This window comes from Virgibacillus subterraneus, assembly GCF_900110695.1.
Classification (GTDB): Bacteria; Bacillota; Bacilli; order Bacillales; family Amphibacillaceae; genus Lentibacillus; species Lentibacillus subterraneus.
This window is the reverse complement of record NZ_FOEH01000001.1, coordinates 1,214,341-1,240,745: the sequence shown is the minus strand read 5'-3', so window position 1 is coordinate 1,240,745 and position 26,405 is coordinate 1,214,341. Positions and strand designations below refer to the sequence as shown.

At 37.7% G+C, this 26,405-nt stretch carries 25 protein-coding genes and 1 other RNA gene; 4 read left to right on the top strand and 22 right to left on the bottom strand.

Annotated features, from left to right (window positions below):
- The first annotated feature begins 194 nt into the window (after nucleotides 1–194).
- Nucleotides 195–1,232, top strand: coding sequence for an FUSC family protein (locus BMY13_RS05790; RefSeq protein WP_092503209.1), 1,038 nt, complete (start codon nucleotides 195–197; stop codon nucleotides 1,230–1,232).
- A gap of 504 nt (nucleotides 1,233–1,736) precedes the next feature.
- Here the strand turns inward: BMY13_RS05790 and BMY13_RS05785 are convergent.
- The 7 genes from BMY13_RS05785 to BMY13_RS05755 form a co-directional block, all read right to left on the bottom strand.
- Nucleotides 1,737–2,366: a response regulator transcription factor gene (locus tag BMY13_RS05785; protein ID WP_092503207.1), complete on the bottom strand. Its 630-nt coding sequence runs from the start codon at nucleotides 2,364–2,366 to the stop codon at nucleotides 1,737–1,739.
- Complete coding sequence (locus BMY13_RS05780) at nucleotides 2,359–3,402, bottom strand: sensor histidine kinase (RefSeq protein WP_092503205.1); 1,044 nt, start codon at nucleotides 3,400–3,402, stop codon at nucleotides 2,359–2,361. The genes BMY13_RS05785 and BMY13_RS05780 overlap by 8 nt, the downstream gene beginning before the upstream one ends.
- Nucleotides 3,399–4,130, bottom strand: a complete 732-nt coding sequence (gene liaF / locus BMY13_RS05775; protein WP_092503203.1) for a cell wall-active antibiotics response protein LiaF — start codon at nucleotides 4,128–4,130, stop codon at nucleotides 3,399–3,401. The genes BMY13_RS05780 and liaF overlap by 4 nt, the downstream gene beginning before the upstream one ends.
- A gap of 242 nt (nucleotides 4,131–4,372) precedes the next feature.
- Nucleotides 4,373–5,002: a PspA/IM30 family protein gene (locus BMY13_RS05770; RefSeq protein ID WP_175476719.1), complete on the bottom strand. Its 630-nt coding sequence runs from the start codon at nucleotides 5,000–5,002 to the stop codon at nucleotides 4,373–4,375.
- A gap of 21 nt (nucleotides 5,003–5,023) precedes the next feature.
- Nucleotides 5,024–5,374 (bottom strand): lmo0954 family membrane protein, encoded by a 351-nt coding sequence (locus tag BMY13_RS05765; RefSeq protein ID WP_092503198.1) that lies wholly within the window; start codon nucleotides 5,372–5,374, stop codon nucleotides 5,024–5,026.
- Between the two features lie 234 nt (nucleotides 5,375–5,608).
- Nucleotides 5,609–6,640 (bottom strand): low-specificity L-threonine aldolase, encoded by a 1,032-nt coding sequence (gene ltaE, locus BMY13_RS05760; protein WP_092503196.1) that lies wholly within the window; start codon nucleotides 6,638–6,640, stop codon nucleotides 5,609–5,611.
- A gap of 15 nt (nucleotides 6,641–6,655) precedes the next feature.
- Nucleotides 6,656–7,636 carry an LLM class flavin-dependent oxidoreductase gene (locus BMY13_RS05755; protein WP_092503194.1) on the bottom strand — a complete coding sequence of 327 codons (981 nt, stop codon included), beginning with the start codon at nucleotides 7,634–7,636 and terminating at the stop codon, nucleotides 6,656–6,658.
- A gap of 142 nt (nucleotides 7,637–7,778) precedes the next feature.
- Between BMY13_RS05755 and trhA the strand changes: the two genes are divergently transcribed.
- Complete coding sequence (gene trhA / locus BMY13_RS05750) at nucleotides 7,779–8,426, top strand: PAQR family membrane homeostasis protein TrhA (RefSeq protein WP_092503192.1); 648 nt, start codon at nucleotides 7,779–7,781, stop codon at nucleotides 8,424–8,426.
- A gap of 310 nt (nucleotides 8,427–8,736) precedes the next feature.
- Here the strand turns inward: trhA and BMY13_RS05745 are convergent, their stop codons facing one another.
- The 12 genes from BMY13_RS05745 to secG all read right to left on the bottom strand — a co-directional run bounded on the left by BMY13_RS05745 (nucleotide 8,737) and on the right by secG (nucleotide 20,122).
- Entirely contained in the window at nucleotides 8,737–9,930 is a 1,194-nt protein-coding gene (locus tag BMY13_RS05745) for an MFS transporter (protein ID WP_092503190.1), read from the bottom strand.
- Between the two features lie 19 nt (nucleotides 9,931–9,949).
- Nucleotides 9,950–10,393: a MarR family winged helix-turn-helix transcriptional regulator gene (locus BMY13_RS05740; RefSeq protein ID WP_092503458.1), complete on the bottom strand. Its 444-nt coding sequence runs from the start codon at nucleotides 10,391–10,393 to the stop codon at nucleotides 9,950–9,952.
- A 133-nt stretch (nucleotides 10,394–10,526) separates the two neighbouring features.
- Complete coding sequence (locus tag BMY13_RS05735; protein ID WP_092503188.1) at nucleotides 10,527–11,582, bottom strand: M42 family metallopeptidase; 1,056 nt, start codon at nucleotides 11,580–11,582, stop codon at nucleotides 10,527–10,529.
- 272 nt (nucleotides 11,583–11,854) lie between these two features.
- Nucleotides 11,855–13,531 (bottom strand): hypothetical protein, encoded by a 1,677-nt coding sequence (locus BMY13_RS05730; RefSeq protein ID WP_092503186.1) that lies wholly within the window; start codon nucleotides 13,529–13,531, stop codon nucleotides 11,855–11,857.
- A gap of 190 nt (nucleotides 13,532–13,721) precedes the next feature.
- Nucleotides 13,722–13,985, bottom strand: coding sequence for a hypothetical protein (locus BMY13_RS05725; protein WP_092503184.1), 264 nt, complete (start codon nucleotides 13,983–13,985; stop codon nucleotides 13,722–13,724).
- 332 nt (nucleotides 13,986–14,317) lie between these two features.
- Complete coding sequence (locus tag BMY13_RS05720) at nucleotides 14,318–14,515, bottom strand: hypothetical protein (protein WP_139184799.1); 198 nt, start codon at nucleotides 14,513–14,515, stop codon at nucleotides 14,318–14,320.
- A gap of 113 nt (nucleotides 14,516–14,628) precedes the next feature.
- Nucleotides 14,629–14,994, bottom strand: a transfer-messenger RNA (tmRNA) gene (gene ssrA, locus BMY13_RS05715).
- A gap of 117 nt (nucleotides 14,995–15,111) precedes the next feature.
- The gene (smpB, locus tag BMY13_RS05710) at nucleotides 15,112–15,576 is read right to left on the bottom strand and encodes an SsrA-binding protein SmpB (protein ID WP_092503180.1); all 465 of its coding nucleotides are present in this window, start codon (nucleotides 15,574–15,576) and stop codon (nucleotides 15,112–15,114) included.
- Between the two features lie 123 nt (nucleotides 15,577–15,699).
- On the bottom strand, nucleotides 15,700–16,509 hold the full coding sequence (gene zupT, locus BMY13_RS05705; protein ID WP_092503178.1) for a zinc transporter ZupT: 810 nt from the start codon (nucleotides 16,507–16,509) through the stop codon (nucleotides 15,700–15,702).
- 238 nt (nucleotides 16,510–16,747) lie between these two features.
- Entirely contained in the window at nucleotides 16,748–18,940 is a 2,193-nt protein-coding gene (gene rnr / locus BMY13_RS05700; RefSeq protein WP_092503455.1) for a ribonuclease R, read from the bottom strand.
- Nucleotides 18,941–18,989: 49 nt separating this feature from the next.
- Nucleotides 18,990–19,736: an alpha/beta hydrolase gene (locus BMY13_RS05695; RefSeq protein ID WP_092503176.1), complete on the bottom strand. Its 747-nt coding sequence runs from the start codon at nucleotides 19,734–19,736 to the stop codon at nucleotides 18,990–18,992.
- A gap of 152 nt (nucleotides 19,737–19,888) precedes the next feature.
- Nucleotides 19,889–20,122, bottom strand: coding sequence for a preprotein translocase subunit SecG (secG, locus tag BMY13_RS05690; RefSeq protein WP_092492043.1), 234 nt, complete (start codon nucleotides 20,120–20,122; stop codon nucleotides 19,889–19,891).
- 155 nt (nucleotides 20,123–20,277) lie between these two features.
- Here secG and BMY13_RS05685 point away from each other — a divergent pair, with 155 nt between their 5' ends.
- On the top strand, nucleotides 20,278–21,189 hold the full coding sequence (locus BMY13_RS05685) for an alpha/beta hydrolase (protein WP_092503174.1): 912 nt from the start codon (nucleotides 20,278–20,280) through the stop codon (nucleotides 21,187–21,189).
- Nucleotides 21,190–21,314: 125 nt separating this feature from the next.
- Nucleotides 21,315–23,021, top strand: coding sequence for a phosphoenolpyruvate--protein phosphotransferase (gene ptsP / locus BMY13_RS05680; RefSeq protein WP_092503172.1), 1,707 nt, complete (start codon nucleotides 21,315–21,317; stop codon nucleotides 23,019–23,021).
- Between the two features lie 159 nt (nucleotides 23,022–23,180).
- Here ptsP and BMY13_RS05675 read toward each other — a convergent pair whose 3' ends face one another.
- The 3 genes from BMY13_RS05675 to eno form a co-directional block, all read right to left on the bottom strand.
- On the bottom strand, nucleotides 23,181–23,768 hold the full coding sequence (locus tag BMY13_RS05675; protein ID WP_092503170.1) for a nitroreductase family protein: 588 nt from the start codon (nucleotides 23,766–23,768) through the stop codon (nucleotides 23,181–23,183).
- A 9-nt stretch (nucleotides 23,769–23,777) separates the two neighbouring features.
- Nucleotides 23,778–24,734 carry a nucleoside hydrolase gene (locus tag BMY13_RS05670; RefSeq protein ID WP_092503169.1) on the bottom strand — a complete coding sequence of 319 codons (957 nt, stop codon included), beginning with the start codon at nucleotides 24,732–24,734 and terminating at the stop codon, nucleotides 23,778–23,780.
- A 375-nt stretch (nucleotides 24,735–25,109) separates the two neighbouring features.
- A complete protein-coding gene (eno, locus tag BMY13_RS05665) occupies nucleotides 25,110–26,396 on the bottom strand; it encodes a phosphopyruvate hydratase (protein WP_092492038.1) in 1,287 nt (428 codons plus the stop codon).
- Nucleotides 26,397–26,405 lie beyond the last annotated feature (9 nt).

Sequence of the window (26,405 nt, the reverse complement as noted above, 5' to 3'; positions counted from 1 at the left end):
ATTCCGGGCAGATTGCATTATTCAATGTACTTCCCTCCCCTCTTTTATATAACAGTATTAATAACTATTTAATTGTTATAATACAGTCTATGTGTTTTTCTTATAAAATGCAACCCTTTTTTAAAAAAAGATTTGCAAATTGGATAATCTATGGAAGAATATGATATGAGTCATTATTTGGAGTGAATCAGAATATGAAGCATTTTAATTTTCTTGGAAGCCGAGTTGTCAAAACAGGTGTAGCCATTTTCATAACTGCCTGGATATGTGTATTATTAGAATGGCCACCTGTGTTTGCCGTTATTACAGCAATAGTTACGATTGAGCCCACTGTTTCGGATTCAATAAGAAAAGGACTTATTCGTTTTCCGGCATCTGCAATTGGGTCGGCATATGCAGTCCTTTTTATATCTATTTTTGGTAATTCACCACTTACCTACTCACTTGCCGCAGTTTTTACGATTGCAACGTGCTTCAAGTTTAAATTGCATGCAGGTTTGCTAGTTGCAACGCTTACCGCTGTTGCAATGGTTGAAGTAATTCATAGCAATTATTTAATATCATTTTTTATTCGATTGGGTACTACAACTACTGGATTAATCGTTTCGACTGCCGTTAATATGTTTGTTCTGCCGCCAGACTATACCAAGGACATTATCCAGAAGATACAAGGGATTAGAAAAAAGACAGGAATTGTTATAGAAAAAGTATTTCAGGACATATTGCAGGAAAATGATAAAGAATTAGAAACTACAGAGCAGAATCTGGTCGATCAACTGGAAAAAACAATTCATCAAACAGAAACACTAATTCGCTTTCAAAAAGATGAAACAAAATACCATCCACTGGTCGGAACGGAAAAGGATCAATTCCAATCTGCACAAGATCATTTATTTAAATTAAAACTTATTCATTACCATATCGATAATCTTATTAATACACCGCTAAAAACTATCTCTTGGTCAAAAGAAGAGCGAACAATCATATTAAAAGCTGTATCAGAGTTAGCTTATTCATTGCAAAATAAAACCAACTATACATCTGGAAAACATCATCAGCAGCTTAAGCAATTAACAGAGATTTTTTGGGATGACAATGAGGATATAACTAAAAACAATGATAACCACCCTACTACTTTTCCTCCCGAGTTAATCATCTTGTATGAACTTGTTTCCGTTTATAACTTAGTTGAGAGGTACTACAAAAAAACTGCGGATTCACTTCAAAGGTAAAAACACAATAAAAACACACACGAGATTTCGCTTGTGAAATCCCGTGTGTGTTTTTATTGCTATATCAAGGCTAATTCACAAGAGTGTAGTGGATGTGATTTATGGTGTGAGCGGAATGAGGGTCACACAAACCAGTGAAGTGAATCGTGGTTCCGTTAAATAGGGGAAAAAGCCTTCATGTAAGGTTGAAACGGTTCCTGGTTCCGTTATTTACCTAATAACAATGAAAAATGTGGCTGAAAAGGGTGAATAGCGGAATGACGATTACATAACACGATCAAAATAGGCGTTTTTAAAGGAAATAACGGAATGAGGATCCGCCAATCAGCGCGCCAGCCTGTCTAGTGAATAAAAACACTTAAACTCATAAAGAAAAATGGCTTGGAGAAATATCCAATCCATTTAGGTGAGATCTAACTTGTGATTTACTGTTTTGCACCTCACAGGTTAATAATGTTATTGTGGTTTTTTAACGTTAGAAAACTAGGTAATGTGATTCTTATGTTATACTAGATCATTTTTAAAGGCGTATATAACTGCTTGTGTTCGATCTTGTACTTCCAATTTTCCCAGAACATTACTAACGTGAACCTTTACTGTTTTCAAGGCAATAAATAACTGATCAGCAATTTCCTGATTTGTTTTCCCCTGTGCAACAAGCATTAGTATTTCCATTTCACGGTCAGTCAATTGATCATGCGGGCTATCGACAGGCTTTTCGCGCATTCGGTTCATTATTTTCCCTGTTACTTCAGGCTCCAAAATAGATTGGCCCTCATAAGTTGCACGGATTGCTTTGGCAATTTCATTTGCCTTGGAAGTCTTCAGCATATAGCTCGTTGCACCCGCTTCAAGTGCTGGGTACACCTTTTCATCGTCTAGAAAGCTTGTCACGATAATAATCTTTGCCTCAGGCCATTGTTCGATAATTTTCTTTGTTGCTTCAATTCCATCCATTTCTTCCATGACCAGATCCATTAAGATGATATCAGGCTTTAAATCCAAGGCTAATCCAACTGCCTCTCCACCATCACCAGCTTCCGCGATAACCTCAATATCTTGTTGGGCTGACAAGTAGGCTGCGACACCTATTCTAACCATCTCATGATCGTCAGCAAATAGTACGTTAATCATTACTTTCACCTTCTTTTCTAAAGCTTGGGACTTTCACTTCCAGCCTTGTTCCTTTGTCAGGCAAACTGATAATTTTAAACGTTCCGCCCACTTCAAATGCACGTTCACGCATATTTTGGAGTCCGTATGAACTAGTTTTAACCTGTTCCATATCAAATCCAATTCCATCATCAACTACACGCATAATTACAGTTTCATCACGTTCGATTAACATGACATGGAAGGAAGATGCCTTGGCATGACGAAGGGTGTTTGAAACAGATTCCTGCAGAATTCGAAATAACTGGTCTTCCACACCTTTATCAAGGGTGAGTGCTTCTACCTTCCAGTCAATCTCCATTGGAACTTTTTGTGTAAGTTCAACCAATAACTCTTCTACACCTTCTTGAAGAGATTTCCCTTTAAGTGCAACAGGACGCAAATGAAGTAATAATGCACGCATCTCAAGCTGTGATTGATGGATCATCTTCTCGACCATTTGCAGTTGTTGTTTAATCGATGCATCATCAGGTGGATTCGATTCATTAATGGCTGACATCATCATGGACGCTGCGAACAGCTGCTGACTAACCGAATCATGTAGTTCTCTTGCCAATCGATTCCTTTCCTGGACGACGACTTCCTGTAAACTCTTCTCACGTTCATTCGCTCTTTCTGTAACCAATCGTTGTGCATTTTCAGTTTGGATTCGTATTTTTTCCTGTATTTGTTCCATGTAATGTTGAATTTTATCAAGCTCTTTATAGGCTTCATCATCAGTAGATATTTTTTGACCTTTTGCAATTTCATCCAAATGCTTTGAAACACGCTGCAGCCGTTGTCGCCAGTACCATCCCGTAGTTACACCAATAATTGAACCTGCAACGGTTGGTACTCCAAGCACAAATACTAGAAATGGCACATCATAAATCGTTCGATCGATTATTAACGACCAGTTATCAAGTGGAAAAGCTGCCATTGTAATCCCAATCATTATTAGCGTGATTAGCAAGGTAAATAAAATCGCGGTGAAGACGTGACGTAAAATAGGACTCATATCCGCTTCACCTCAATATCTCCGGAGAGTACTGACGTTACAATTTTCACACGTGGAAATGTTGTATCATAGTCTTCTGTTTGATAGAGAAGCGATTGATTCATCAACTTCCAATGATGCTTTCCCAGAATATGAGCACGCCCAAAAATGGCACTATGATGTATGCTAACTTCTACTTCGTAAGGAACGTGTATTTCAACGTTACCAATGATATGACGTAGCGAAATAACTACAGTATCATTAGGAAGAACGGTATTACTTAAATCAATTACCCTGTCTCCAAAAGCTGCATGAATATTAATATCACGCCATTGATATGCTGTATCTTCCGTACGATGATCACCGAAAACTTTATGGTTAAACAATGGCTTCAATTGTGTAACAGTTTCACTTTCCATCTCTTCGGTTACAGTTAATCTTGGATTTATTTGTTCCGATTCCTGCTTCGACTTGGAATAGTTTATGATGAATAAAACGATAGCTGCCAGAATTAAGAAACGGACTGCCAGCATATTTAAGACAGCAAATACTAAACCAACTACCCCAAACCAGAAAAAGATTTTTCCCCACAGCCGATAGAACTTTTTCCAGCCGATATAGATAAAAAAGCCTGAAAATAAAGCTGAAAAAATCATCCCACCATGAAAAAAGGCAACTTCTATTACAAAAAGAATCACTCCAATTATCAATATCCAGTTAAATGTATCTGTCGACAAACGTTGAAACATGAAGTGACCCCCTCTTAATTTATGTAGTATCAAAAGCATAGGTGCTTGTATAGTGGCGTATGGACTGGACTGACCTGTGCGAGATAAAGGAAAGCAGAAAGTGATTTTCTTTCTAGCTTGACTTGTCGTAAGCACAGGGAGGGAAGTACACTAGCCACTAAGCACCGACACTAGCCGAACAGACGCAGAAGGACTGCGCCTGTTCAGTATATCATTTTTTCTCATGTTGATACATAATGCTTTTAATTTGCCTTTTCTTGCATTTCTTTTTCCAGTTTGTCAATTTTACTGTCAAATGTGCTTCTGTAATAGGAAGTGTTTACTTTGTTTTCAAGACCTTCAATGTACTGCTCCATTTCAGCAAAGCGTGAAAAAGGTTTTTCTGATGATTCTTCCACTACTTTATTTATTTGATGATTCGCATGTGCGACATTTTCACGACCCATTAATTCCATTCTGCGCAAATGCATATCTTTCAGTTTGTGCTTCATCTCTTCATATTTCTGCTCTAATGTTTCCAACTGCTCCACTACTTCTTCACGTGATGCTTTCATACGATCTGCACGTACTTGATACTCTTCATGCTCTCTTACTGCAAATTCATGCATTTGCTCTTCTCCTGCTTTTTCTGCGATACCTGCTTGTTTCAGGCGTTTATCGGCAAGATCCTGTGCCTTATGATATTCTCTGGTAAATTCATCTTTCAGTTTATATTGACGCTCAACAAGCTTGCGTACTTTTTCCTTTTCCTGCTCGCTTTGGCGTAAATATTGATTTAAAGCTGCAATTGGATTTTTCTGCTCCTTTTGATCCATCATATTGTGAAGATCAGACGAAACTGAATCTTTTATCCGTGTAAATATATTTGTCATCATAATTCGCTCCTTTTCAATTTATCGATTTATTTCTGCCCATTGGCGTTCAAAGTTTGTGAATGGATCATTTTCTTCCACAACTTGTCCAACAGATTGATCATCATCTTTCCAGCTTGTGTAAATTAGGTACAAAACATATGCTGCTGCAATGCCTATTACTGCATAGATGTTTGATAGGCCAATACCTAGTACAAATAAACCAGCGATTACCCAGCCAATTTTTCCCGCTGCAGAATCACTTTTAATGAACTTTTTAAAGATGATATACAGCAGCCACACACTGACTCCTAATAAAATCATCGGACCAAGATTAGCCAGCAAAATAAAAAATGCAAGCAATCCTCCGACGAACAACATAAATTTTTTCATGTATCCCGCCTCCTTTCATAAATCAATCATACCGATTAAACAGCGTCCTTGTAATGATCCACAGCCATATTTTGAACTAGGTCTCAAGGCGTATACTGCTATAAAAACAAGGTGTGCTATCCCTAAAAAGGAACAGCACACCCTGATTCTTTATCGTTTTGTTGTCGAACTTTATCGTTTTCGCTTCTACCTTTATCGATTCTATGTCGATGTTTATCGCTTCCGTGTCGAACTTTATCGATTCGCACCTGCCAAAGCACCAACTCGGTCAATCACACTCCGGATTTCCTCTTTGGAAACGTCAAAATGCGTGACAAAGCGGACTGTATATGGACCAAATGGTACTGCTAGAATACCAGATTCCTTGAGCATATCTAAAAACTGTTCTGCACGTAATTCGGCATCTTCAGTATTTACAAGCACTATATTTGTATCGACGTTATTTTCGATTATTAAGCCGCTTACTTCTTTCAATCCGTCTGCTAATAGTTGCGCATTTTCATGATCTTCTGTTAGTCGATCAACCATTGTGCGTAATGCGACTAAACCTGGTGCAGCAATTATGCCAGCTTGTCTTAATCCGCCTCCCAAGCGTTTACGCCACTTCCTTGCTTTTTTGATAAATGAGGAAGATCCTGCAATTATGGAGCCAACAGGTGCACCTAACCCTTTAGACAGGCAAAACTGTACCGTATCTGTATATGCCGCAAATTCCTTTACATCAATTCCTGTAGCAACTGCCGCGTTAAACAATCGTGCCCCGTCCAGATGAACAGGAATGCTTTTTTCTTGGGCCATCTCAAAGATTGCTCGCATATTATCAAGTGAAACAACTGCTCCACCCGCACGATTATGTGTGTTTTCAAGGCAAATCAGCCCTGTCTCCGGTAAATGTATATCGTCTCCGCGAACCGCTTCTTGAACTTCACCAGGACTCATGGCACCGTTCTTTCCATATATAGTTCTTGGCTGGACACCTGCAAGTGCTGAAATGGATGCACCCTCATATATAAAAATATGGGAATCTGCTTCTAAAATAATTTCCTCCCCTGGCTGACAGTGTGTCAATACAGCAATCTGATTTCCCTGTGTTCCACTTGGGACAAACATTGCAGCCTCTTTGCCAAGCATTTGAGCAGATAATTCCTCCAATTCTATTATCGTCGGATCCTCCTGGTATACATCGTCTCCAACTACTGCATCGAAGGCCGCTTGTCGCATTTCAGGTGTAGGTTTAGTCACTGTATCACTTCGTAAGTCAATCATCGTTTCCCCTCCATATTATTTATCAGCTAGAATTTCTTTTGCAATTAACTCGTACGATTTCTGTCTTGCCTCATAACTGTGTGTAATAGTAACAAGCATAAATTCATCTACCTGATAAAGCAGCTGCTGTTGTTCAAGCTGCTTTTTAACTTCTTTTGGATCACCTATAATCATTTTGCGTTCCATTTTCCTAATTGTTTCTTTTTCTTCATCCGAAAAAGAGTACGCCTTAGCCTCTTCAACAGATGGTATACGTCCGCTGCCCTCACCTTTTGCACGCTGCAAACTCCAAAGCTGACTGCTTAATGCCAATTCATTAGCTTTATCTGTTGTTTCTGCACAAATGACTGACACTGTTACAATCGTTTCTGAATGTTTTTTTGTATAGTGCTTAACGATTGAAGGGCCATCTGCATCACTCATAAAATGTCCGTACACATATGGAAGACCTTTTTCAGCAGCCAATATAGCACTTTTTTCACTTGTGCCAAGTAACCACGGCTCTGGTGAATACGTTGGGACAGGAGACGGCTTTATTTTCGAATACATGTGATCCTTTGGAAAACTATTATGTAAAAATCCCAGGACTTCATCAATTGAATCAGAAAACTGGTTTACCTGTTTTAAAAAGTCACCTGATAACGCAATGCTCGCCTCAGCCGATCCGCCGGGAGCGCGTCCAATCCCAAGGTCGATACGATCCGAAAATAGAGTTGCAAGCATATTATATCTTTCTGCAACATTAAAAGGCTTATAGTGAGGTAACAGTACAGCACCAGCACCGATTCTGATACGACTGGTTTGCGCTCCAATCATTCCAAGGATAAGGTCTGGTGCAGGACAAGCTAATCCTGGCAAATCATGATGTTCTGCAATCCAATAACGCGTATAACCCAAATCATCACCAGTTTGGGCCAGTTTTATCGATGCTGCTAATGCTTCATTTGCTGTTTTACCATTTGATATCGGAGCCTGGTCTAGAATACTTAACCTCATTTTGCAGTACCTTCTTTCAGTTCAAAATATACTAGCTTCTTAAGAGAGCCTCTACCAATAATCATTGACTACATATTAACATACATATATCATCGTCATATAGTTTCTAAAACTACATACTAGTTAAGAAGGTGTTCATAATATGGGGATTTATATACGTGAGCCAATTAATGGTCTGACACATTTGTTTGGCGCTATTTTATCGTTTGTGGGATTGCTTGCCTTGGTCATTAAAGCAGCAGCAACGACAGATTCTATGCTAGCAATCATGGCGGTAATAATTTTTGGAGTTAGCATGATTTTATTATATGCAGCGTCAGCAACATATCACATGGTTGTTGCAAAAGATCACGTGATTGCCTTTTTAAGGCGAATTGACCATTCCATGATATTTGTACTGATCGCTGGTACCTATACGCCACTATGCTTAATAAGTTTACAGGGTGTCACCGGCTGGGTTTTATTTGCAGTAATCAGCAGTATCGCAATAGCCGGAGTAACATTTAAATTAGTTTGGTTTCACTCACCCAGATGGCTGTCGACAGCATTATATATTGTGATGGGGTGGATTGTTGTATTTTATAGCCCTGCACTTGCACCAATCATAGGTATGAACGGAATGACTCTGCTAATCCTTGGAGGTCTTTTTTACACGGTGGAGGCATTTATCTACTGGCTAAAGCCTAAGTTTCTATCATTTAAACATATGGGGTTTCACGAGATTTTTCATATATTTATTCTGTTTGGAAGTCTATTTCACTTTTTCTGTATATATCGATATGTACTGTAAATAAGAAAAGCGCAAGCGCCCGTTTAGCAACGTACAAACTGCGCCCTGCCATGCAGGGTGGGTCGGCGTTGCCGCGCGCATAGCGGCGAAGTTAGGCGATCTTCCTTAAATGAGATAAAGGAAACACGGTGAGCTGTAAGCGAACCGATGTTGACTTATCGTAGTGAGGATTGTGAAGTTTGCTAGTTGCTGGACGCTGGAGCTGGACATAGCTTGTTCCACCTGAGAACGAAATAAGGCTTAAATTTTATACTTTCTTTCCCTGCTAAAAAGAAAAAGCCACCAATCAGCGTTGGTGGCTTCCTTTTTCTTATAATGCCGTTTCCACAACTTTCTTCGCATTTTCACCCCTGACAAACACAAACGTATATAGCAGCAACAATACTAGCAAACTAATAATGGAAAAACCATAAATGAAATGATAGCTTGTAAGGGATGCAAGCACACCAAGCCCTGTTGATCCAACTGCAATCCCCAGATCCATCGATGAAAAGAACATGGCGTTGGCAGTTCCCTGCTTTTCTTTTTCCACGAAACCAACAGCTATTGCCTGTAAAGTTGGTGTCATAATGCCATAAGAAAATCCGTACAATACCCCAGCTATAAGCAATGTTACCGTATTCTCGGTAATCGATAATAGAAATAACCCGATAATGCCAGCGATTGCAGCAGGATAAATAATGATTTTATGTCCCAGGTTATCATACAATCGCCCGGAGAATGGACGAACAACAACCATCATAACTGTCATCATCAGGAAAAATAATGAAACAGATGCTCCAATATTTGCTTCCTCACCAAGACCACTCAAAAAACTGATTACTCCCCCTAAAGTCGTTGTAAAAAACATCGCTAAAATACACGGAAGTAATGCCTTCTTATCAAATGCATATTCCTTAAATGAAATTTGCTTGTCTGTGTCGGCAGAGGCATTAATCTTAGGAGTTTTCACAAAAAATCCAAGCACCAATGCAGCTATTGTCATTACAATGGACAATATAATTAAGAGATTGTACGAGTATAGCTGAAGCATTGAAATGGCAAACATCGGGGCCACACTTGTACCAACACTTGTAGCTAATCCGTAGTAGCCGATGCCTTCCCCAAGCCGTTTAACCGGAATAATGTTTGTCGCCAAAGTGGAGAGTATGGTAGTAATAATACCAAACGCAACCCCATGTAATGCCCGCAGACAAAGCAGGAGACCTACGGAAGTCTGACCAAAACTCACCCCGACCGTTAGCACCAATAGTACTAGCGTGATAATGCTCATTAATTTAACGTCGATCTTATGAATCAAGTAGCCGATCAGAGGACGCGTTAAGATGGCTGCCCCCATAAAGACCGTTGTCATCAGTCCAGCCTGTGTCGGGTTCTTTTTAATCTCCATAATATATGCAGGAAAACCTGCAGTCAGTAATTGTAAACATAGAAAAAATAAAAAAGCCATCACGACAATGACTATAAATTGGGACGTCCATAATCTTGATGTTTTTCTACCCATAAAAATGAATTCCTTCTTTCTAATTGTTTGCTTCGTCTAGTTGTGAATCAATGTTGCTCTCCAGTGAATGCAAAACTTCTTGAAAAATTGCTAGTTGATCTTTACCAATATCATTGATTATTTTAATATAAATTTCCTCGAGATAGGGTCCAACTTCTTCAACCAATTGTGAGCCCCTCTCTGTAATGTTGATAAAAAAAGAACGCCGGTCTTCCGGATTTCGTACTCGATACACATACTCATGCTTTTCCAACAGATCGAGGATTTTGGTTAATGTTGCTTGATCTTTATCCGCTCGTTCAGATAATACTTTTTGTGTAACTTGACCAGATTCGTTTAATGTACGGAGAACACTCCATTGCTCTGTCGTAATATTAAACGATTTTAAATAGTAGTTTATAATGCGTGTAATTTTTTTGCTTAGCCGAACCGATGCAGAGCCAATCGCTTTATCCATTGACATAGTCACAAGGAAAACCCCTTTCAAACATACTTTTACTAGTATATACGAAAATAATGTTTGTGTAAATATATTTTGTATACGAAGTTTTTTTAACCTAAAAAGATGACCCAGCTTGTGCCGGGCCATTGCTTCTTTAATAGGATACAATTTCAGAAAGTATATATTGATAAAGAAGTTGCTCTGTATAATCTAATGACGTCTCGTGTGTTCGCTCATATGCGTGAGATGAATCAATTCCCGGTCCGATAAGTCCATGGATAATATCATGCCCAGCTCTGATAGCAGCTGATGCATCGGAACCATAGTACGGATAAATATCCAATTTATGCCCGATATTGTTTGATTCAGCAAGCTCTACAAGATGCTTACGCAATCCATAATGATATGGTCCGCTGGCATCCTTCACACAGATCGAAACGGTATATTCGTCAGTAGTTTGGCCATCACCCATTGCACCCATATCGACAGCCAGGTATTCGACCGTTTCAGGATTTATATTGGAGTTGCCACCATAGCCAATTTCTTCATTGTTTGAAATTAGAAAATGTGTCGTATGAGGTAATGTGACATTTTCTTCTTTAACCCTTTTTATAAGTTGCATAAGGCCGGCAACACTTGCTTTATCATCTAAATGGCGTGATTTAATAAAGCCATTATCTGTTATCTGAACACGCGGATCAAAGGAAACAAAATCCCCTACCTCAATACCAAGTGCACGAATATCATCAGCATTTTCAACCTTTGCATCAATACGGACTTCCATATTCTCCTGATTACGCTCAGCTTTTCCTGCATCCTTATAGACATGGACGGAAGTTTGATGCATTAGGATTGTTCCTGTGTAAACTTTGCCACTGGTGGTTTGGATTTCACAGTACTCACCCTCAATAGCGTTATATTTGAAACCGCCGATAAGGTCGAGACGCAAGCGGCCGTTACTTTTCACTTCTTTAACCATAGCACCTAGTGTATCAACATGTGCGGTTAATATTCTGTGTTCCTTGTCATTTGCTCCAGGTAATGTCGCAATTAAACCACCTTTACGGTTGCGCTTTGTTTCCACCTGCAGATTATGTAAAAAATCCTCCACATATTGAATCACTTTCTCAGTGTTACCTGATGGGCTCGGTATTAAAACCAGTTGTTTAATAAGTTCTTTCGTTTCGTTTATGTTTGGATATGTAGCCAAAATAATTGCTCCTTCCTTAAACTATAAATATATTTCTTACATTGTATCGTTAATTATGGAAGCTAACAACAAGCCTTCTAAAAACTCACACTCTAATCATGTATAGGTTGGCTACTAAGCATGATTATATAATATTTAATAAACGACTCATTTTTAAAGAAAACTAAATCAAAAAATTTTACTCCCTAAAATTTAATAAATTATTTTATTTAATGTTTACCTAGGATTAGGAAGATGACATAATGGGTATTATCTGAACTGATAAATCTTTTTTATCCTAAACCTTCATATTTGTCCTTATTATTAACTAAATTTACAAAAATTGAATTAAGTGTAGAAATAGTCAACCATACAATCTTTATAAAAATAGGTAAGTTGATTTCTCCCATTCTTATATCCCTTAAATGAGCTAATCTATTCCTCAAGTCAAAACCAATCCCCTGGTCCTCAGTTAGAAAATAATATCTAGTCCACCGATGATGATGCTCCCCAATTAAATCACATAAAACACTAGTACTGTTCTTTGAATTACCTATGGTAGTTCCAAGTGTTATTTTGGATTTATCAAAGAATGCATCTTCATCTATGCATAAATATATCATTCGAAGTATTTTTTCTAAAAATGAGATCACAAATATTGATTTAATATGATAAAATACATCCTCATTAATATTTTTATTTATATCAGAAAGAATAGTTATTAAAGCATTAACATCGTCTTCAAGGCTATCATATTTCGTATCATAATTAAGCTCCGCAAAAATACACTCTAATACCGTATTCACTGATTTTTTAAATTCCTCTATTCTTTTATCATCTCTAAACCAGTAGAAAAGCGCCATAGAATTAGAGTTTATAAGTATGTCTATGGTATTTAGTTTTCCAACAGTAAAATAAGAATTGGTTTCAAAAGAGCTACCAACATAATCTATAAGTGATGACTTGTATTCTTTTGCTCGTTTTTCCAACCTGGAATACCAAAGGTTATTTGTGTCTATCCAATGAGTAATTGCCATATACTTTGAAAACTCACCCACACCTTTTTTATCTAACTCACTCATAAACTTATCATATACTTCAGTAGATATCTCATATTGAAACTGTTGTCCATGCTCTGTTAAGTATTCTTCAACTTCTTTATCTATTAATCTTATATAATTCTCGACAGATTTAGCACCTTCAATTCTTAATAAATACAGTGTTTTTATTGCTCTGTGTAACAGCTTTTGCAAATAATAAATACTTTGTTCTTTTTTAAAATACTGATTATCGATATAACTTAGTATTTTTTTACCGAGTTCTAAAGCAATTTCTTTATTCACATTATTTAACCACTCAGCAGTGTCACAAATATTTTCGAATCTATATTCGCAAAGTTTATTAAAGTTTTTTTCATCAAGCAATAGTAATTTCAGAAGATTGCCATTCTCTTTTTTGAAAACTTTTAGTAATTTATTGAAGTTATCATAAATAAAAATTGGATGTTCCTGTATTAAATATTCTAATACTCCAGAGTATTTAACTCCGTTGTAGAATTTGATAATTAAATCTAATGTCATTTTCCTCAAGCCATATTTATGGTATTTCTGATCATATTCAAAAATATCTATATAGTAATCGTTGATAAATTGTATTAAACTAGAATTTTCTACTTTGTTTATTTTCTTTTCTGTATACGCTATCAACTCTTTTAGTTGTGTCTTATATGGTTCGTGTAAGTAATCAGAATCATCACTGTAACGGGTTATATACTTTAGAAAAATAAAGTCAATATAATCTGTTAAATTTGAGAGAGTATCGAAGTTAGTTGTTTTATAATATCGTTCTATAACAAAAAAATTATCAATTAAATCTCTAATTGTATTAGAAGTGCTTAAATCAGATAACTCGTATTTTTCTAGATTTATTAAAACTCTTTTTTCATCGTACAACTTTGAAAGCAAACTCATGTTTTATACTCCTTCTATTGAATTGAAGTATCATTTTTAATTAAATCACCCTATTTTTAAACTTGGAATGCTAGATCCTTCCCATGTGAACACCTTAACAGTGATTTTATAAATCTTACTTTATGTAATAGCTATGGTTCAAATAATCCATGTTATAAGAACTACTCTAACTTAGGGTTGGTCTAGCTTCTTACACGCCTAAATGTTTTATCACGGAAAAGTAATATACTTGATTTACAGTAACGGCACTTACTACCGAACTTACTGCCTCACCATTTTCGCGTTTCAGGTAAAAAGGGTACACTTTTTGGAAAGTATTATAATCTAACTTTCTTTCTGAACTAAGCTTACTGGATGGAGTGTGATCAAATGCTTTGTTTATAAAGATTATGGTTCCGTCTTTAGAAGCAGAGAACCATACAGGTACTTTTTTTGTTTTTGGAACAGTTGGCATTCAACCCTCTTGCCTTCTAATCTACGGATTATACTATTCCATATATGTAATGTTTTCATTATATCCTCTCCACTTAACACTTATTATGCAATCACTTAATGCAAAAAATTATAAAACTATTTCTTGTATTATTCGACGTCAATTGTTAAAATCCTCCAATAAATGCTATAAAAACGATTTTTAAAGTAAAGTCAGTTTAAATATCTAACTTCTTTTAATCCTAGTATCAAGTTTGTCTTAATGGAATAGAATATGTGAAAATTTTAGCCTGTAACCTCTATCGTTAATTATGTTTAGATATCTTATAACTTACGGTATTATAGTATCTTTCATTATATTAAATATTCTAAAGTGGTAAAAAAATTAGTGAATGTCCTATTTCCATAAGCATCAAAGTCTACGGTAATGGAATCACCATCTTCTAACTCAACAATTCCCTCTGCATACTTTTCTTGTTTCACGTGTTTTGGGCTACTATCTTCTTCTGGCTCTTCTTGATCTATAGGTCCAGTTTCTTGACTTTTTGCCATTTTCATTGATTTTCTAGAATCTCTTTTCTGACCAGAGACTTCAAGCATAAGTTTTCAAAATTGAAAGCTTATGCTTGAAGTCTCAACAAATAAAAAAACCACCAAATATGTATTGGTGGAGACGGTGGGAATCGAACCCACGTCCAGAGATATCGCCACTCAGGCTTCTACGAGTGTAGTTGGTATATTCTCATTCACTAGCACGTCAGCCTACCAACAGGCTTCCGTGTAGCTAGTCTGATTAGTTTCAACTATCATCCTCAGACGGTGAATGACAGTGTAGCCCGCTTCATTTGAGACCCTTCAATCTGCCACACGGGCGATAGCAGGAAGGATCGCTTTAGCAGTGCTTAGGCAGCTGCTAGAGCTGGTGAATTATTTTCTTCGCCAGTTATATTTAGGCAATTAACGTTTTACGAGCCGTAACCTCGACGCGCGACCTGAGCTCAATCTATCCCTGTCGAATCCGTAACGTCCCCATTTAAAGGAGAATCGCTTGGAATAGAACGAGCAATTATCTAATTTGATGTCGTTTATCTTCTAACGACAATTCTTATTATACCATAATCAATGCTAAAATCAAGCCCTGGAAGGTTTTACCTCATGTTGTCCTTGATAGCACGATCAACATCACGTTTCATCTGCTTGCGTTTCAAATCTTCACGTTTGTCATATTTCTTTTTCCCTTTTCCAAGTCCAAGTAATACTTTTGCAACGCCGTTTTTAATATAGATTTTTAATGGAACAAGTGCATATCCCTGCTGTTGTGTTAACCCAATTAATTTATCAATTTCCTTGCGATGTAAAAGCAATTTACGAGTTCGTGTTGGATCATGGTTATACCGGTTCCCCTGTTCATATGTTGCGATATGCAAATTAATCAGTTTTACCTCACCACGATCAATTCTCGCGTGGGAATCCTTAATATTGATTCGTCCAGCCCGAATTGACTTGATTTCAGTTCCTTGTAAAACAATTCCTGCTTCATACGTATCTTCTATAAAATAATCGTGTGATGCTCTTCTGTTTTTAGCAATTTCGTTTCCTTTTCCCTTTGGCATACCGTGCTTCCTCCTACTGCGTGCGTGACCCTTATTTTATCAAAATATCTGTAATTATTCCAATTGTTTAAAGAAGCGAGAAAAAAATCAGGGCTGTTACCCAATCGGCACAGCCCCTCACAGCTATAATATCAATAATAAACTAACTGCCATTACGGCCATTCCACTAATTAACCCATAAATTGAAACATGTGCTTCATCATACTTCTTTGCTGCCGGCAGTAATTCATCTAACGAGATAAATACCATAATTCCCGCTACACCAGCAAAGATAACACCAAATGTTATTTCACTTAAGAACGGCATAAGAACTAAGAAAGCAGTAACAGCACCGATGGGCTCAGCCAATCCTGACAGAAAAGATAACCGAAATGCCTTTTTCTTGTCATTCGTTGCATAGTAAATTGGGACTGATACTGCAATTCCTTCTGGTATGTTATGAATTGCGACCGCAATTGCAATTGCCAAACCCAATCCTGGATCCTGTAAAGTAGATACAAATGTAGCTATCCCCTCTGGAAAGTTATGAATGCCAATAGCCAGTGCAGTAAATACACCCATTTTTAGCAAGGCTGGATCATTCGCGGCACTACCGTTTTTTCGCATATCCTCAATCTTTTTTAATTCATGCGGATTTGACTGTTTTGGAATAAAACGGTCAATTATTGCAATTAGTGCAATTCCAGCAAAAAAGGATCCTACTGTAAGCCAGTTTCCACCCTGTTCACCAAGTTCTCCAACTAATGATTCTTTTGCTTTTACAAAAATATCAACAAACGATACATAAATCATTACGCCTGCCGAAAAGCCCAAGGCAAAGGATAAAAATTTTGTGTTTGTAGTTTTTGCAAAGAATGCCAACAAACTTCCTATACCTGTTGCCAGACCCGCAAAAAGCGTAAATAGAAATGCTAATATAAGATCATGTGACATTCAGCTTTTCTCCTTCTTTGTTGTCCTGATTAATAAATGTTTACCTAAGGAAACATTTATAGTAACAGTTACATTTTATTCTATTGGGTAACAAAATGCAACCAGAATTGTTCGACTAGATGCCTCGGCTTTCGACAAACCTTTATAGTGAATGTCGCAGTTGCACTTATGCAGTAATAAAAAGACTGATACGGTGCAACATTCTGCCCCATACCAGTCTTAATTCTACAATGCTTCCTTACTTTTTTGCCTTTTTAGCTTTAATTTTTTTCTTGTTATTCTTCTGAGGTTGCTGAGGTTGGCTTGTAGCCAGTTCAAAGTCAATAATCCGTTCATCCAGATTAACTTTTACAACACGGACTTCAACTTCTTCACCTATCTTATAGATGTTTCCTGTTCGTTCACCAATCATTGCGTAATTTCGGTCGTCATAATGATAATAATCATCTGTCAGATTACTGACGTGCACAAGTCCTTCTATAGTGTTCTCCAATTCTACAAATAAGCCAAAATTAGTAACTGAGCTTATTACACCCGTGTACTCCTCACCAATCTTATCCTGCATAAATTCTGCTTTCTTAAGATCATCTGTTTCTCGCTCGGCATCGACTGCGGCTCGTTCTCTTCCTGATGTGTGACGGGCAATTTCCGGCATGGATTCTTTCCAGTGTTTAGTTGTTTTCGCATCGAGTTTCTTATCAATCAAATATGTTCGAATTAACCGATGTACAATCAGATCCGGGTACCGTCGAATTGGTGATGTGAAATGCGTATAAAAATCAGTCGCTAACCCAAAATGTCCAACACTTTGCGGATCATATTTTGCTTGCTGCATGGATCGCAGCATGAGCTTTGATACTATCATTTCCTCCGGCTTATCTTTTACTTCCTCAATTACTTTTTGCAATGCCTGTGGGTGAATTTCATTTGCTGTTCCCTTTACAACATAACCGAGTCCAGCAATAAATTCGAAAAAGTGCTGGAGTTTTCCTTCATTAGGATCTTCATGAATCCGATGTATAAACGGTACATCCATCCAGTGGAAGTGTTCAGCAATTGTTTCATTTGCTGCCAGCATAAATTCTTCAATTAATCGTTCTGCTACTGAACGTTCACGTAAAACGACATCGCTTGCTTTTCCGTTTTCGTCTACTAGTACTTGAGCTTCTTTGAAATCAAAATCAATAGCTCCACGATTAAATCGTTTACCACGCAGTATTGCTGCTAGTTGCTCCATCTGTTCAAACATTGGTACGAGCGTATTATATTTAACACGAACTTCCTCATCCTGATCGACTAATATTTTGTTAACATCACTGTACGTCATACGTGCGTTTGTTTTAATAACACTTTGGAAGATTTCATGATTTACGATTTCACCAGCATCAGTTATTTCCATCTCACAGCCAAGTGTAAGCCTGTCTACTTGTGGATTTAACGAACAAATTCCATTTGATAACCGATGCGGAATCATTGGAATTACACGATCAACTAAGTAAACACTTGTTCCACGCTCAAACGCTTCCTTATCAATTGGCGAATTCTGTCCAACATAATAACTTACGTCAGCAATATATACACCAAGCTTATAGTTGCCGTTATCCAACTTTTTGACTGTCACAGCATCATCCAAATCCTTGGCATCTGCTCCATCAATTGTGACAATGACTTCATCACGGAGGTCACGCCGGTTTTCGAGTTCTGCTTCATCAATCTCTTCTGGTGTATTTGCTGCTTGATCCAGCACTTCCTCTGGAAAGTCAATTTTAATTCCATGCTTATGAATAATGGATATAATATCAATTCCAGGATCGTTTTTATGACCAAGGATTTGAATAATTTCACCCTCAGCACTCTTTCTGCCTTCTGGATACTTTGTGATATGTGCAATAACTTTATGTCCGCTGACAGCTCCATTTGTCATACTTTTCGGGATAAAAATATCATTCGGAATCCGCTTATCATCAGCTATTACAAAACCAAATGATTTATTGTCTTCAAATGTACCAACTACAGCATGTGTTGCACGCTCTAGAACACGAATAACCGTACCTTCTGGCCTGTTGCCATCATCATTTTTCTTTTCCAATCTTACGAGCACTTTGTCATTATTCATCGCTGATGCTAAATCAGAGTGATGGATGTAAACATCTGTTTGTCCCTCATCATCAGGTATTAGAAACGCAAATCCCTTTGCATGCATTTGAATTCGGCCACGAACCAAGTTCATTTTTTCCGGCAGTCCAAAGCGATTTTTACGTGTTCGAACAAGTTCACCAGTTTCCTCAAGTTCATTTAACGCTTTGACTAGCTCCTTGAAATCATCTGATCCTTTTAGGTCCAATGAAGCTTCTAACTCTTCGACGGCTAAAGGTTTCTCCCTATGTTCATTAAAAAAATTCTGTAAACGCTCTTTTATCGTTTCGTTCATATGCTCACCTTCTTTCTTTAGTATTGTTAACTTTTTAACTAAATTATAATCATTCTTTCCAATCAAGTGATTCTAAAAATTGAAATACATCCTCATGCAGTTGTTCTTTTTCTTTGTCCATTGTAATAACGTGGCCTGATTCTTCGTACCACTTAATATCTTTTTTATCTGCTTCAACGTTCTCATAGATGTATGTAGCACTTTCCTTATTGATCATTTCATCTTGCTGTGCTTGTACGACAAAGGTTGGTGTGTAAATAGTATCAATATTGTTCTGCACTTCCGTAATGAGCTCACCAAGATCCTTGAACATATCTTGTGAGTTCTCAATTAGTTCTGCTACTTCCTGCTGAATTGTATCAGCATTCTTGCCTTCTAATTGCTTAAATTCTTTTGCTTTAAATTTGTATCCTTTTGTAAGCTCTTCTTGATTGTCATAAAACATTGGCGCACACATTGGTATTATCCCTTTTACCTGTTCAGAGTATGCCAGCCTTAGTCCTAAGACACCTCCTAGAGATAATCCAGCGACAGCGATTTCCTTATAGCCGAGCTCCTTCAAATGATTGAAAGCATTTTGAACATCCTCCCACCATTCATCAGCGCTCGCTTTCACCAATTCTTCAGGCTCCTGTCCGTGTCCACGGTAAATCGGAGCATGACTAGTATACCCTTTCTTTTCCAAATAACGACCCATCATTCGTACATCAGCTGAATGTCCTGTAAACCCATGTAATAACAATACCGCACGAGGGCCTGCTTCAAACGTAAAAGGTTTTGGAAGTTTAACTTTCATTAGGTAACAACTCCTTATTCTATTCTGTTTATTCGTGTGTTGTTTTGCTTATTAGCACCACTTTGTTAATTCCCATTATTCACCATACCCTATTATTTAACACTTGAAAATAAATAAACCCTTATCACATCATTTGCGATAAGGGTTATCATTTATTGAAGGACATATGCACTTAGGAATGCTAAAATGAAAAATAGCGCTCCTGTAACCACTGTACCACGATGCAAAATCAGATCTGCACCACGGGCTTTTTGCTTACCGAAAAGCTGCTCTGCGCCACCTGAAATCGCTCCAGACAGCCCTTCACTTTTACCTGACTGTAATAAAACAAGTACAATCATAATAACTGCATCAATAACTAATACTATATTTACGAACTCTACCATATTCCAACGGCACCTCCTGTAACGCACAATTACCTATATGTACTTTAGCATAAATTTCGTTGAGATAGCAAGTGATTTTTTGCAAAACTTTGGACGTTTAACTATTTTCATTCTATCATATGTTTAATAATAAGTTTAGGATTGGGTGGTACATAGTGGAAAATACATTTTGGATACAAATGCCGGATAATGTAGATATTTATGTTAAAAAATGGTTTGATCATTCAAAAAAGCCAAAAGCTATCGTACAACTGGCACACGGCATGGTGGAACACATTGATCGTTATAATGAATTTGCTGATTTCTTAGTTAAAAATGACATCTTTGTATATGGAAATGATCATCGTGGGCACGGTAAAACTGGAGAGAAACAGGGATTATTTGGTTATCTGGCCGATGAAGATGGATTTAATAAAACGACAAATGATCTATTACAAATTACATCAGTAATAAAGCAGGAATACCCGGATACACCATTAATTTTACTTGGACACAGCATGGGCTCTTTTTTAGCCAGAAATTACATACTGGAAAACAGCTCACTCATTAACGGCGTCATTTTATCTGGAACAGGCTACTATCCAAGGGTGACGAGCCAGGCAGCAATGCAAATAGCTTCGACACTTCCAGCAAAGGAAAAATCAAACATGATGAATACGCTGGCTTTCTTTTCTTATAACAAGCGAATCAAACAAAAACGGACTAACATCGATTGGCTGACACGTGATGAAGAAATTGTTCAAGCATTCATCGATGATCCGTACTGTGGGTTTATTCCAACTGCAGGATTCTTTCACGATTTAATGGACGGCATTACAACCATCCATATTCAAGAATTAAATAGGTACATTCGAAGTGACCTGCCAATGCTGTTGTTAAGCGGAATAGAGGACCCAGTTGGTGATTATGCAAAGGGTGTCTGGAAAACAGCAAACTTGTATAATGAAACAGGTCTAGAAAACGTTATTACAATGCTGTATGAGGATGGAAGACACGAATTATTAAATGAAATCAATCGTGATGAGGTCTATCAGGCTGTTTATCGATGGATTATGCAACAAATTTAGAAGGAAGCGTTTTCATTGTGAAACCTTTGTGGCGCCGACTGACAATGCTTGAATTGAGAAGGCTAAAGGGTATAAAATGTAGAATGGATAAATGAATTTTTAATGAAGGGTTGGTTTAATAAATTATGATTCAAGGGATAGCAGCATCAAATGGTATAGCAATTGCTAAAGCATATCAGCTAGTTACACCAGATTTAAGTTATGAAGCGAAACCGATTCAAGATCCGAACAAAGAAGTTGAACGGCTGGATAAAGCATTGGAAATATCCAAACAGGAATTAGAGAAAATCAAAGCACATACCAAAAAGGAAATTGGCGATGAGCACGCAGAAATTTTCTCAGCTCATTTACTTGTTTTAAGTGACCCGGAGCTTATTAATCCTATTAAGGAAAAAATTAATTCGGATAATGTAATGGCTGAAGTGGCATTAGATGAAACAGCCAATATGTTCATCGACATGTTTAAAAATATGGATAATGAGTATATGCGTGAGCGCGCAGCCGATATTCAAGATGTTACAAAACGGGTAAAAGCTCATTTGCTTGAGGTAACATTCCCCGATCCCGCATTAATCGATGAAGAGGTTATTGTAATCGCAAATGACCTGACACCTTCTGACACAGCACAATTGAACCGAGAATTTGTAAAAGGCTTCGTTACAGATGTTGGCGGACGTACATCACATTCAGCTATCATGGCGCGTTCCCTTGAAATTCCAGCTATAGTCGGGACAAAGGAAATCACAAGTACTGTAAAAAAGAATGACATGATGATAGTAGATGGAATTGAAGGAAATGTTATTATCAATCCTTCTGATGAAGAGCTCGCAACATACAAGGAAAAGCAAGAAACCTATGCAAGGCAAAAAGAAGAATGGGCTAAAATGAAGAATGAGCCTACAAAAACGTCAGATGGTGAGCAGGTTGAGCTTGCTGCCAATATTGGAACACCTGAGGATGTATCAAGCGTCCTTGACAATGGCGGCGAAGGAATCGGCCTTTACCGCACAGAATTTTTATACATGGGTAAAAACCAACTTCCTACCGAGGATGAACAATATGATGCATACAAATCTGTGCTGGAACAAATGGATGAAAAACCAGTCGTTGTTCGAACATTGGATATTGGTGGCGACAAGGAGTTAAGTTATCTTGACCTGCCAAAAGAATTGAACCCATTCTTAGGCTTTCGTGCCATTCGCTTCTGTTTGGAAAATGAAGATATTTTCCGCACACAATTACGTGCCTTATTACGTGCAAGCGTACACGGTAATTTAAAAATTATGTTCCCTATGATTGCAACACTGGAAGAATTCCGCCAGGCTAAGGCAATTCTTATAGATGAAAAAGAAAATCTGAAAAAAGAAGGCATAAGCGTATCGGATCAAATTGAAGTAGGAATTATGGTTGAAATTCCATCCACTGCTGTAATCGCAAAACAGTTTGCCAAAGAAGTAGATTTCTTCAGCATTGGTACGAATGATTTAATTCAGTACACAATGGCTGCTGACAGAATGAATGAACATGTTTCATATTTATACCAGCCACATCATCCTGCAATTCTAAACCTGGTTAGCACCGTTATCGATGCCGCGCATAATGAAAACAAATGGGTTGGCATGTGTGGTGAAATGGCCGGAGATCCAATTGCAATTCCGATCTTGCTGGGACTTGGCTTAGATGAATTCAGCATGAGTGCAACATCAATCCTGCAAGCTCGTACACAAATTCACGACCTATCAATAGAAAAACTAGCTTCGTACAAAGATAAAATTTTGTCGATGGGAACTACTGAAGAAGTTGTAGAATTTATTAAAGAGAAAACAGAATAAATCTAGTTGATTGCTCGGACCATGTGTTTGGTCCGAGCAATTTTTTGTAAAGGTAATCTGAAGCTACCTCTGGTTGATATATCTATTTTTAGGTCGATATATCCAGTTTCAGGTCGATATCACGTTACTCTAGTTGATATATCACCCACATAACGTATGTTACTCCGAAATTATCTCCATTTTATCCTCAATACTATTCCGGCCTCTATTTCTGGGAACACGCTCCGGATATCCAATCTGCATGACAGCTGCAACTTTCATTCTTTTACTATCCAAGCCAATATCCTCTACAAATCCATCATCATGCATGTACGGCGTAATCGTCCAAAGCATACCAACACCATACTCCCAAGCCGCCAATTGTGCATTTTGGATAAATGCACATACTGCCGCATATTCCTCTTCATAGCGCACAGGATCTTCTTCTTTTTCGAAATAAATCAACGCATGGTGTGGAATCGCCAGCAAAAAGTCCCGCATGGAGATAATCATTTTCTTAGTCTTAGGATCATCATCCGTCTTAAGCATCCCTATCCGTTGATAACTTGCAATAATAGCATCTATAAAAGCTTGTTTACCTTTTTTCTGATATAGTTTAATATTCCACGGCTCTTTCATATAATGTGTAGGGGCATAGGAACCATATGTGAAGATCTCTTTTAGAATACTTTCATCAACTTCTTCGTCTTTGTAATTATGAATAGATCTGCGTTGCTTGATCGCTTGTAAAATATCGATGGGGTTCACCTCACAAAATTATTCAAACCGCTGCCCCGTCATTACTGTCATAAAATTTGTATAAAATTTCTTATAATCCAGTTCAAAAGCAATGCGGTGTAATTTCTTTTTTTCTGTTTCTGTATTTGCAAATGGTCGATTATCTGCGATGCTCTGTCCTCTTGCTACTCCATTCTGCACCTGTACTATTTGCACTGGTAATTTACGATATCCTAGCATATCTTCATGAATAGTTGCCATTAAAGTAAGTACATCATGCAGCGGGCTTCCTTGAATATTTGGGTTTCGTTCTTTATAAAAACTATAATAATAATCTAGTAACGATTTAATTATCTTGGTATCACCAACCCTGTCAATATAATCAACCATACGTGGAGTAGCAATTGCTTCGGATGTTACATTTAAAGGAATGATTGCTAAGTTATGGGCATATTTTAACACAATCTGGGCTGCAATAGGGTCACCATGAAAATTTGCCTCAGATACAGCAGTGACATTCCCGGGAACCCAGAATGCCCCTCCCATTATATAAAAACCTTTTACATTACGCATACGTTCCTGATATAAAATAAACATTGTAGCGAGGGAAGTTAGTCTTCCAATGTTAACAATAATGAGTTCATCCTGATATTTCTCAATAATATCAATAATCCCAAAAAAGTTTTCAATGACTTCACCATCCTCAACTTCAGGCGGGATAATAGGCCCAAGTCCGTATTTCCCATGAATTTCTGGGAAATATACCGGTGTCTCTCCAGTCATTGGGATCTCTGCCCCGCCAAATACTTCTATCACTTCAGCAACATTATAAAGATTTCTGATGTAGTGTACATTCGCTAAGGCCTTTTCCCTTGCGATATTTCCATAGTCAGCAACAACCCCAACCACATCAATTTCATCATTAAAATAAGAGTAGATAAGTCCAACGGTATCATCAATGCCAATATCACCAAAGACTAATACTTTTTGCGCCAACAGTATCCCCCCCTTTGTAAATATCTGTTAATTACACCTTATTCCAGTAGGGTTTTGTCCTATGTTCAAATTTTTTTATTAGAAAACTTGGCACTCGCCAAAAAAAAGTACTTTCTTAATTGCTTAAAGATGCCACCTTTTCACTATTACAATCGATTATGGTAGTAGAAAGGTGGCATAGTTTTTTTAAATTATTGAAGTTTTTCATATCCGTTCGAAGTTGACTATAATGAGTTGAAACTCACCTGACTTGTTTGTGATAAGCAAATTAAAAAACTTGGCTTATCACCAAGCTTTAATGGCGTACACTTATGTAGTAAGAGAGTATTTATATCAAAAAAAGAGACGGAATTATTCCGCCTCCCATAAAGTCATTTATTTATTCAAATTATAAAACGCGCTCAGCCCGGCATATTCGCCCATGCCTGCCAATTCGTCTTCGATACGAAGCAATTGGTTGTATTTTGCAACTCGGTCTGTACGTGATGGTGCGCCTGTTTTAATTTGCCCAGCGTTTGATGCCACAGCTATATCAGCAATTGTCGCATCTTCTGTTTCACCAGAACGGTGTGAAATGATAGCAGTATATCCAGCACGTTTAGCCATTTCTATTGCTTCAAAGGTTTCAGTCAATGTGCCTATTTGGTTAACCTTAACTAAGATGGAGTTGCCAACACCTTGTTCGATACCTTGGGAAAGCTTACTTGTATTTGTAACAAATAAATCGTCACCAACAAGCTGTACGCGATCTCCAATTCGATCAGTTAATAATTTATGACCTTCCCAATCATTCTCGTCCAAGCCATCTTCAATTGAGATAATTGGATATTTATTTACCATATCTTCATACCAATCAACCATCTCAGCTGATGTTCGCACGACACCTTCACCTTTTAGATTATATTTGCCATCACTGTAAATTTCAGAGGCAGCTACATCCATCGCCAGCTGAACTTCTTCACCTGATTTATAACCAGCAGCTTCAATGGCTTCAACAATGGTTTGCAATGCTTCCTCGTTGGACTTAAGGTTTGGTGCAAATCCACCTTCATCGCCAACACCAGTGTTGTAGCCTTTTGATTTTAATACTTTTTTCAGAGAGTGGAAAATTTCTGCACCGGTACGAAGTGCTTCCTGAAATGTTGCTGCAGCTACAGGCATTATCATAAATTCCTGGATGTCTACATTATTATCAGCATGCTCTCCACCGTTCAAAATGTTCATCATTGGTGTTGGAAGTGTTTTAGCGTTAAATCCACCTAAGTAATTATAAAGTGGGATTTCCAGGTAGCTTGATGCAGCATGTGCAACTGCCATCGAGACACCCAAGATTGCGTTGGCACCAAGGTTACCTTTATTTTCCGTGGCGTCCAGCTCCAGCATAATTTGGTCAATGATATTTTGACGTGTTACATCAACACCAATTAATTCAGGACCAATAATATCATTAACGTTCTGAACAGCCTTTTGAACACCTTTGCCTAGATAACGTTCACTGTCACCGTCACGGAGTTCTACCGCTTCATATTCACCAGTAGATGCACCACTTGGTACTAATGCAGCACCAAATGCACCTGATTCTGTAAAGATTTCCACCTCAACAGTAGGGTTACCGCGGGAATCTAACACTTCTCGTCCATAAACATCTGTAATATATGGCATTAAAATCGC